Source organism: Pleomorphochaeta sp. (assembly GCF_050031695.1).
Lineage (GTDB): Bacteria > Spirochaetota > Spirochaetia > Sphaerochaetales > Sphaerochaetaceae > Pleomorphochaeta.
The window spans coordinates 139,143-148,471 of sequence record NZ_JBNAIC010000013.1 but is presented as its reverse complement, the minus strand read 5'-3'; the positions used below and the strand labels follow the sequence as shown (position 1 = coordinate 148,471).

The following is a 9,329-nucleotide window of genomic DNA, read 5'->3' as shown; positions in this document are numbered from 1 at the left end:
TTCAATTGTGGTAGGATTCCACTCTTGGGGTTTTATTTTTTTCAACACTTTTTTATTTTCAAAATTATTTGTAATTAAAATCATAATCATAGACTACTAAGAATCAATAAAAAGCTCAAATTGCTATCAAAATACGCTTACGTTAAAGAATAAGAAATCATTTTAAATGTAGCAAGTAGTAGAAATACTACTTGAGTAGTAGCAAAAGAGGCAATGACACATGGAGTGGACAGGAGTACACGAAAAGCTTCTTGAGACGCTGATGGTAAACCCGAGATTTATAGCCTCAGAGCAAAACATCCTGTTGAAGGGTGGTCATGATTGTATAAAAATATTTATTTATTTTTTTACAATTCCAATTTACTGATATTAATTAACTTTAATTTATTAAATTTTACCCACACTTACTGATGATGTATCTAATTTTATTAAAATTATCTCTTCTTTTAATTTATCTTAAATATAAAAAGGACTAAATCTCAAAAGAGAGAAATAGTCCTTTTTTATTTAAAGTAAATGGTTTTATTTGTTTATTTATTTATACCCATTTTCTTTTTCATTTTAGCCCAAGAGTCTCTTAGTGTTACTGTTCTGTTAAAGACCTTATGATCATCAGTGCTATCTTTACTATCAACACAGAAATATCCGTTTCTAATAAATTGTAAATATTCTCCAACTTGTGCTTCTTTAGCATAAGGTTCGATTTTAGCATTTTCTACAATTACTAAAGATTCAGGATTTAAATCATCAAGATAGTCGCCAGTGTCTTTTCCTGGGTATTCACTTTTGAATAATTTATCATATAAGCGAACTTCTGCATTAATTGCTTGATTAACAGAAACCCAATGGCTTGTACCTCTAACTTTTCTCTTATCAGGTGTTGTTCCACCTCTGCTTTCTGGGTCATAAGTACAATGAACAGTTGTGATTTTACCATCTTCATCTTTTTCGAAACTAGTTGCAGTAACATAGTAAGTGTATTTAAGTCTAATTTCATTTCCAGGATAAAGTCTATGATATTTTCTAGGAGGTACTTCCATGAAGTCTTCTCTTTCAATATAAACTTCTCTTGAAAATGGAATCATATGAGTTTTAGAATTTGGATCTTCTGGATTATCTATTGCTTCAAAGTATTCAACTTTATCTTCAGGATAATTGTCGATAACTAATTTGATAGGATCTAATATAGCCATTAAACGAGTAGCTCTTTTGTTTAAATCTTCTCTAACACAGAATTCCATTAATGAATAATCAACAACACCTTCAGTTTTAGCAACCCCAACTCTATCAATGAAATCTCTCATTGATTCAGGGGAATAACCACGTCTTCTAACTCCACTAACTGTTGGCATTCTAGGATCATCCCATCCTTCAACAAGTTTTAAATTTACAAGATTTAATAAGCGTCTTTTACTCATTAGCATATAGTTAATATTTAATCTAGCAAATTCATATTGATGAGGAGCATGTTCAATTCCATCGATTTCTGTTGCCCAATCGTATGCAGGACGATGATCTTCGAATTCTAAAGTACAGATTGAGTGAGTAATGTTTTCAATTGCATCACTGATAGGGTGAGTATAATCATACATAGGATAAATGCACCATTTATCCCCTGTTCTAGGGTGATGAGCAAATTTTATTCTATAAAGAGCTGGATCTCTCATATTAATATTAGGAGAAGACATATCAATTTTAGCTCTAAGAGTATACTTTCCTTCTGGGTGTTTGCCATCTCTCATTTCTAAAAATAATCTTAAGTTTTCTTCAATACTTCTATCTCTATCAGGAGAGTTTTTACCAGGCTCTGTTAAAGTCCCTCTATATTCTCTCATTTCTTCTGGTGTTAAAGAATCAACAAAAGCCTTTCCATCTTTTATAAGCTGTACTGCAACTTCATATAATTTGTCATAATAATCAGATGCATAGTATTCATGTTCTTCCCAATCGAAGCCTAACCATTTGATATCTTCTTTAATAGATTCAATGTATTCAACATCTTCTTTTGTTGGGTTTGTATCATCTAATCTTAAATGACAAGTTCCACCGTATTTCTGTGCTAAACCAAAGTTTAAACAAATAGATTTAATGTGACCAATGTGTAAATAACCATTAGGTTCTGGTGGGAAACGTGTAATAATTTTATTATTAGGTACACGGTTGTTTTTCAAATCATCTTCAATGATTTTTTCTAAAAAGTTTAGAGGTTTTTCTTTTTTTTCTTCTAACTCCATTTCTCCGTCCTTTGCCCTTTCAAAGGGGCCTTAACTTAAAGACTATAATAGCATGATGCGGTAATTAAAGAAAAGTATGTAGAAACAAAAGAGATTAAAATATTATTTTTTTATATATTGAATATTATCAATTTTAACAAAATGTTCATTGTTAAATAAAAACCCAAATGTAACAGCATCTTTTGCAGCAGGTAAATTTGTTTTTAGTATTGTAGATTCATTAACTAAGATTTCAAAATTATCATTAACTCTATTAATTGAGATAATAATATTATCGAGATTAATGTAATTATTTTTGTCTATAGAGGTTTCAACTTTATACCCTTTTATAGAAGTAGTTATTGATAAATCATCATTAAAATTTAATTTTATATATGTAATGTCACTAATTGAGATATAGATTGAATAATCTTTATTATTTAAATAATGATTACTTTTAAAAGTAAAATCTTCATTGCTTATTGCATAGAAATAACTATTATTTCCTTTTGCTTCAATTCTATTATATCCAAGGTTTCTATATTTACCTTTATTTATCCATTTCATTTCTCTAGGTGTGATTTTTTTCATATCAACTAGATTATAGAAAACTATATATAATAGTGCAATAATAAATAGAATGTATTATAATCATATTTGCTATAAATTTAGTTAAAATAATATTTGAGGTAAGTCATGGTATTTGTAATTGGTGAATATGTTATAGATTTAGTAGATGATGGTAATAATAAATATGATATACATCTTGGTGGATGTGGATTAAATGCAGCAGTAGCATGTATAAAACATGATGTTCCAACTGCTTTTTTATCACCAATTTCACAAGATGCGAATGGTTTAAAAGTAATTGATTATTTAGTTGAACAAGAACTTCTTTTTGATCCTGAATTGTGTAATAATTCAGCTCCTTCTACATTGGCATTGGCAACAATACAAGAGAGCGGAAGTGCTAAATATGATTTTTATATTAAAAATACAGCTTCAATGGTTATGCAAAGTGAACAGTTATTAAATGCTTTATCAATGCATTCAGATATAAAAGTTATTCACGTTGGATCTCTTTCAATGCTTATGAATCCGACTAGTTCTGCTATTCTTGATGTATTATCTTTTAAAACACCTAAGCCAATTATTTTTGTAGATCCAAATATTAGAGCTCAAGAAGTAGTAAAAATACCAAATTGGGAAAAAAAATTAAATGATTTTTTTGAAATTGCAAATATTATTAAGTTAAGTGATGAAGACTTATCCTTTATTTATAAAGGTCTTTCAATTGAAGAAGCTGTTTCAAAGATAAAAACAATAAATAAAGATGTTCATATCGTAATTACAAAAGGTAGTAAAGGTGCTACTTGGATTACTCCAAAAGATGATGTATATAATCAAGATAATTATAAAGTAGAAGTTGTTGATACAATTGGAGCAGGTGATACGTTCTCAGGTTCCTTATTAGCTTATTTATCAAAGAATAGTGTATTTGGAGATGATGGAGAAAGTCCAAAATTTAGATTAAATGAATCAGTTATTAAATCAGCATTAAAATATGCTTGTTACAGTGCTTCTTTAAATTGTTCGAAAAATGGTTGTAATCCTCCAACTTGTGATGAAGTTGAGAGTATTATAAATAAATAAAATGTAAAAACTAAATGGATTATTACTATGAATAAAACACCACAAAACAGATTATTTAGATTTATTATATTAACTTTATTAATACTGTTATTAATTTTTTCTATTATATTAATATATAATTGGTCAAATAAGTTATCTAAAGAATATGAAAAGAATAAGCTTAAACAAAATGTGCAAAAAGTTTTAGAAGAAGAAGGTGAGAGGGGCTTATTATCTTTAGCTGATGTTAATGTGGATGAAATTTTTTATAATGAAGATAGTGTTTCTTTAGTTTTAGATGATAGTTCTTCTTGGTTATATACTAGTGAAGAAATGCATAATATTAAATTATATGAAAAATGTAGCAATAGTGTAGTCCATATATCAGGGAGTTCTTCAACCAGTGATGTTGTATCCTATAATAGAACTAATAAGTCGGGAAGTGGTGTTATTCTCTCTTCTAAAGGTGATATACTAACTAATTACCATGTAATTGAAGATTTAGATAATATAATTGTAACATTATCTGATGGATCTTATTATAGTGCAACTATTACAGGTAGTGATAGTGTTGATGATATAGCATTAATTAAAATAGATGTTGAAAAAAAAGAACTAGTTCCTGTTGATTTAGGAAATAGTTTTAACTTAAAAGTTGGTCAAAAAGTTTACGCTATTGGAAATCCATATGGGTACGATAGAACATTAACAACTGGTATTGTAAGTGGTTTAGATCGAGCTGTACAAACTAGTGATGATGCTATAATTATGGGAATGATTCAAACCGATGCAAGTATAAATCCAGGTAATAGTGGGGGCCCTTTATTAAATTCTCATTATGAAATGATTGGAATGAATACTTCCGTTTATGGTGAAAATGGTCAGTCAGGTATGAATTTTGCAATTCCTATTGATACCATATTGTCAATTATCCCAGATTTAATAAATTATGGTAAAGTCATGCGGGGTTGGATAGATATAGTGCCTGTTCAACTTACAAAACAATTAGCCGATTATGCAAGATTAGATGTAGAAAAAGGTGTTTTAATTAGTCAAGTTGTTAACGGTGGAAAAGCTGATGAAGCAGGTCTTAAAGGTGGCGATATTAAAATAGCTTATGGTGCTTCAACCCTATATTTAGGTGGTGATGTAATAACTAAAATTGATAATAAACCTATTGAAAGTTATAATGATTTTTATAATGCTTTATTAACTACTAGAATGGGAGATAAAGTAAAAGTAACAATTAATAGAGAAGGTGATGAGTTAGTTAAAACCGTCGAATTAGTTGAGCGAAGTGAAGAAATGGATAAGGTTGTTCAATAATGAGTGATGAATTAAAAGTTGATTTAAAATGGGGTGGTGAATTAGTAGAAAATTATCATCATCAAGCTCAAGGTGGAAAAACCTTAGCTCTCCATGTAGTTTCCCCTTATGACCCTTCAGGGGACCAAGCACAAGCTATAGATAAACTTAGTGAAGGTATAAAGAATGGGGAGCAAACTCAAGTATTAAAAGGTGTTACAGGAAGTGGTAAAACATATACTATGGCTAAAATCATAGAAAAGATAAATAAGCCAACATTAATTTTATCACATAATAAAACATTAGCAGCTCAATTATATAGAGAATTTAAAACATTCTTTCCTAATAATGCTGTTGAATATTTTGTTTCAACATATGATTATTATCAACCTGAAGCTTATGTCCCTGGAAAAGATTTATATATTGAGAAAACTGCTGATATCAATGATGAAATAGATAGACTTCGCTTATCTGCAACTTTTTCTCTTATGGAAAGACGTGATGTTATTGTTGTATCTACAGTCTCTTGTATTTATGGTTTAGGTAGTCCTGTTAGTATTAAAGACATGGTTAATGTTTTTAAAGTAGGTACTGTTTTTGATCATAGAAGTGAATTAGATAAATTGGTCAGAATGCAATATGAGAGAAACGATAGTGTATTAGAACGTGGTAAATTTAGAGTAAGAGGTGATGTTATTGAAATATATCCTTCCTACTTAGAAAACGCTGTTCGAATTACACTTGATTGGGATATTATTGAAGATATCTCATGGTTTGACCCTTTAAATAATAAAAAACAAGAAAGTGTAGAAGGATTTTCACTTTACCCCGCAAAACAGTTTGTCATGCCTCATGAAGCTGTTTTAGAAGGGTTAGGTCGAATTCAAAATGAACTTAAAGATAGAATTGAATATTTTGATTCCCAGGGAAAAGCTGTAGAAGCTCAAAGGATTCAAAGTCGAGTTGAATATGATATAGAGTTATTAAAAGAAATTGGATACTGTTCAGGAATAGAGAATTATTCTAGACAATTGACTAATAGAAAAGAAGGCTCTAGACCAGCTGTTTTATTAGATTATTTTCCATCAGATTTTGTGACTTTTATAGATGAATCACACGTTACTCTTCCACAAGTTGGTGCAATGTATGAAGGCGATAGATCAAGAAAACTTAATTTAGTGAATTTTGGTTTTAGATTACCTTCAGCCCTAGATAATAGACCATTAAAATATGAAGAATTTGATAAAATTGTTAATCAAAGAGTTTATGTATCTGCAACTCCAGGTAAGAGAGAAATTGAAGAAGCTAGCAATCTTGTTGAACAAATAATTAGGCCTACAGGTCTTTTAGATCCTGAAATTTCAGTTAGAAAAACTGAAGGGCAGATGGAAGATTTATATAAAGAAATAAATAATACTATTAAAATTGGGAAAAGAGTATTAATCACAACACTAACAAAAAGAATGAGTGAAGATTTAACAGATTATTTGAGTTCTTTAGGATTAAAGGTAAGATATTTACACAGTGATATTGGAACAATTGAAAGAGTAGAAATATTAAGAGATTTAAGAAAAGGTGTATTCGATGTTCTAATTGGTATTAATTTACTAAGAGAAGGTTTAGATTTACCTGAAGTTTCATTAGTTGCAATTTTAGATGCTGATAAAATTGGTTTCTTAAGGTCTGCAACATCCTTAATTCAAACTATTGGTAGAGCTGCAAGAAATGCTGATGGTAGAGTAATTATGTATGCCGATAAAGAAAGTATTGCTATGGAAGAAGCAATAAATGAAACTAATCGAAGACGTGTTATTCAAATGGAATATAATGAAAAACATGGTATTACGCCAAAATCAATAGAAAAGGCAATTGAAGATATCATAGAAAGAGAAGAAGAAGAGAAAAAACAAGACGTTGAAGGTGAATTAAATATTAGACGCTCTTCTTATAATTTATTAGAAAAGAAAAGTAGAAATAAATATATTAAAGAATTAGAAAAAGAAATGTTTAAATATGCTAAAGATTTAGAATTCGAAAAGGCTGCTTTAATTCGTGATGAGATAGAAAAAGTTAAAAATCAAGATATTACAAGTTAATATGTAAATAAAGCAACATCAAATCTTCCACTCGATATACAAGGGTATTGGTGTGGTACAAATTCACTATCAGAGACAAGATTTATTTCTTGATTTTCTATTATATATTCATAAAGGGAATCTATACTAAGAATTTTTTTATTTATGGCTGGAGGATCACCTTCAGCTAATACTCCTTGGATTCCATCTTTATCTGTATAATCTGGTAATATTTGACTTGATAGAGTTCCTTTTTCCCCATCACACCATCCTAAGCCTTCTAATAAGGCTTTTGTAAAATAACCATGTTGTCTATTTCCAACATTGTATCCCGGTTCATGAGCTGTATTATCTTTTTCTGTAGCGCTTAAAATATATATATTGGATTTTTTGCTTTCTTTACTAAATAGATTTTCAAAAGCTTTATTGAATGTAAATATCTCTTCTTCGATTGAGTATGAGTTTCCTTTATATAAAGATCCTGAGTAGCAAGAGTCTGAGATAATAATAAATTTTCCATTTGTATTATTTAAGTTGTCATATAACTCATCTACACTTAAAGTTTGATTTTCACAAATTGTATCATTGTCTGTGAAAAAATATGATCCATCATTAGTATTAGTTGTAGCTAATAATAGATTCCCATTTGAATCAGAATGACCGGAAAAATATATTATATTTATTGAATTCTCACTAGATTTTTTATTTAAATTTTTAATTGCTTCAATAATATTATATTTACTAGGATATGTAATTTGTGAAATATATTCATTAGAATAATCTATTCCAATTTGGTAGAAATTATGACTATTAAAATTTACTTGATTTCTTTCACTCATTAAACTTAATGCTTTATTTAGTTCTTTAGCATCATTAATTGTACCATATAGATTGTTAATATTAGGTGCATTTTTATAATCTAAAGCTATTGTGACTAAATTGATTTCAGTTGGAGTTTTTATATCAAATAAACTGCAACTACACATTATAATAGTGATGGATATAAATAATAATATTTTTTTCATAATACCTTCTCTTAATATTATGAATAATATTTATTTACATATTGCTTTTAATATTCAAATAAAACTAAATCGTATCTCCAACCTGAAGTTTGTAATTCTTGTGAATCTAAATCATAATAATCAAAATATTCATAATCTAAATTTTCATCTATATAACTTACTATGGAATCAAGACTTAATATACCATCTTCAACTGCAGGTGGAATATCTTCAGTAATTTTTAATTCATCATCATCCCAGCCAAGCCCTTCAAGTAAAGCATAAGTAAAGACACCATGTAATCTACTATTCCATCCATCTGGGAACTCATATGAACTTTCATCGTTGGAAGAAGCACTGATAAAAAAGATAGAAGAATCATCACTGCCTGAACTAAATAATTTTTCAAGTGCAGCAGAGAGTGAAAAATCATCTTCAGATAAAGAATATTCACTATCTTGATAAAAATTACCTGAGTAACAGGAATCAGAAATAATTACGGTATAACCTTCAACATCTTCTAAAAGTTCATAAATTTGTTCTATGCTTAGTAGTTGATCTTCAGTTGAAAAGTCAGATTCCCCTGTATCTGTATCAGTTGTTGCTAATACCCAAGCGCCATCATAATCGTATGTTGTAAAACTATCATAAACATCATATGTTCCATGACCTGAATAATATATGATATTTATAGTATTATCATCTGAAATGTCGCTTAAATTTTCTAATGCAGTAATTATATGTTCTTTACTTGGATAAAATTCATCACTAATAGTTTCACTAGAATAACTAGCACCTTCTTGAAGGTAAGAGTATCCTGTATATGTTATATCTATATCTCTATTATTACTTAGATCTTCAAATGATGCTTCAACATCTGTTGCATCATTTATTGTTGCATCAAGACTGAAATCATATTCTTCATATGAATTTGATCTTGGTGACCAATATAGTTGATAAGTATTACTATAATCTAAACCTATTGTTATCATATTAATTTTATTATAAGTAACTTCTTCATAAAATAATTCACAACTAGTTAAAGTTAGAATAAGAAAAAGTATAGGTATAAAAAGTTTTTTCATTCAATAATCCCTTTA

7 protein-coding genes are annotated in these 9,329 nt (G+C 28.7%); 3 read left to right on the top strand and 4 right to left on the bottom strand.

The features are described 5' to 3' along the window. Positions 1-530: 530 nt before the first annotated feature. Positions 531-2,234, bottom strand: coding sequence for a glutamine--tRNA ligase/YqeY domain fusion protein (locus ACPKM0_RS02400; protein ID WP_472473200.1), 1,704 nt, complete (start codon positions 2,232-2,234; stop codon positions 531-533). Between the two features lie 102 nt (positions 2,235-2,336). After that, positions 2,337-2,804 (bottom strand): hypothetical protein, encoded by a 468-nt coding sequence (locus ACPKM0_RS02395; protein ID WP_472473199.1) that lies wholly within the window; start codon positions 2,802-2,804, stop codon positions 2,337-2,339. Positions 2,805-2,909: 105 nt separating this feature from the next. On the opposite strand from ACPKM0_RS02395, the gene ACPKM0_RS02390 reads away from it, so the two are divergent. The 3 genes from ACPKM0_RS02390 to uvrB are packed head-to-tail and all read left to right on the top strand — an operon-like array spanning position 2,910 to position 7,246. After that, positions 2,910-3,866, top strand: a complete 957-nt coding sequence (locus ACPKM0_RS02390; protein ID WP_472473198.1) for a PfkB family carbohydrate kinase — start codon at positions 2,910-2,912, stop codon at positions 3,864-3,866. 27 nt (positions 3,867-3,893) lie between these two features. Beyond that, on the top strand, positions 3,894-5,171 hold the full coding sequence (locus tag ACPKM0_RS02385; protein WP_472473197.1) for a S1C family serine protease: 1,278 nt from the start codon (positions 3,894-3,896) through the stop codon (positions 5,169-5,171). Continuing rightward, entirely contained in the window at positions 5,171-7,246 is a 2,076-nt protein-coding gene (gene uvrB, locus ACPKM0_RS02380) for an excinuclease ABC subunit UvrB (protein WP_472473196.1), read from the top strand. The genes ACPKM0_RS02385 and uvrB overlap by 1 nt, the downstream gene beginning before the upstream one ends. Here uvrB and ACPKM0_RS02375 read toward each other — a convergent pair. Continuing rightward, complete coding sequence (locus ACPKM0_RS02375; protein WP_472473195.1) at positions 7,243-8,250, bottom strand: caspase family protein; 1,008 nt, start codon at positions 8,248-8,250, stop codon at positions 7,243-7,245. The genes uvrB and ACPKM0_RS02375 overlap by 4 nt on opposite strands. A 47-nt stretch (positions 8,251-8,297) precedes the next feature. Next, positions 8,298-9,314: a caspase family protein gene (locus ACPKM0_RS02370; protein WP_472473194.1), complete on the bottom strand. Its 1,017-nt coding sequence runs from the start codon at positions 9,312-9,314 to the stop codon at positions 8,298-8,300. Between the last annotated feature and the right edge of the window lie 15 nt (positions 9,315-9,329).